Source organism: Flavicella sediminum (assembly GCF_006381105.1).
Classification (GTDB): Bacteria; Bacteroidota; Bacteroidia; order Flavobacteriales; family Flavobacteriaceae; genus Flavicella; species Flavicella sediminum.
The window spans coordinates 1-742 of sequence record NZ_VDET01000066.1 but is presented as its reverse complement, the minus strand read 5'-3'; the positions used below and the strand labels follow the sequence as shown (position 1 = coordinate 742).

At 31.4% G+C, this 742-nt stretch carries 1 protein-coding gene; it reads right to left on the bottom strand.

Annotation, left to right across the window (positions count from 1 at the left end; all coding sequences use genetic code 11):
* A partial coding sequence (locus FGM02_RS17925; protein ID WP_243739457.1) for a type I restriction endonuclease occupies positions 1–742 on the bottom strand: 742 nt, incomplete at both ends.

Here is a 742-nt window from a genome sequence, read left to right as displayed (position 1 = left end):
TACATGTTTTTCCAAGCCATGTTCCTCTTCAACATACGCAAAAGCATATTGTAGCATGAATTTTAATCGGTCTTTTTGGAATAACGAAGTAGCGATCGAATTCGTAGCAGAGTTTGGATTTTTATTCGAGGCAAATTCTTTGGCATTTTTTATACTGATCAAATTAGTATCTTTCAGCACAAAATTTTCTATTTCCTCAGAAACTGGTTTTAACAATTTCTCTAAGTCGAACTTTTCTTCTTCTCTAAAATAGTTAAATATGGGTTTTCTATAATTGGTTGTGCTATAAAAAGCTCCTTCCAACATTTGCGTATCAGCATCATTGTAGGGCATGTTGTTAGAAAAAACCATCAACTGTGTTAGGTTGATGAATTTTCTGAATTTTTTATTTTGAAAACGAGTTTGCATTCGCTTGTGTTCCGCTAAAATACCATCTCTATTATTTGGCTTTTTAACTTCAATAAAAATCAAAGGCATACCGTTAATCAACAGGATAATATCTGGTCGAAAATTATCATCATCTTTTTCATAGGGCAACTCAGTAACCACATGAAAAGAATTATTAGTCTCGAAATTCTCAAAATCGATTAATTTAATTCCAGATTGATCTATTAGCTTATGGTAAAATACTCTTCCTAAATCTTCATTTTCTAAAGTAAGAGAAATTTCATTGTAAAATCGCTCTGCTTCTTTTTGAGACAGGTTTGGATTTATTTTTTTCAGTTGCTCGTAAAAAATAGCC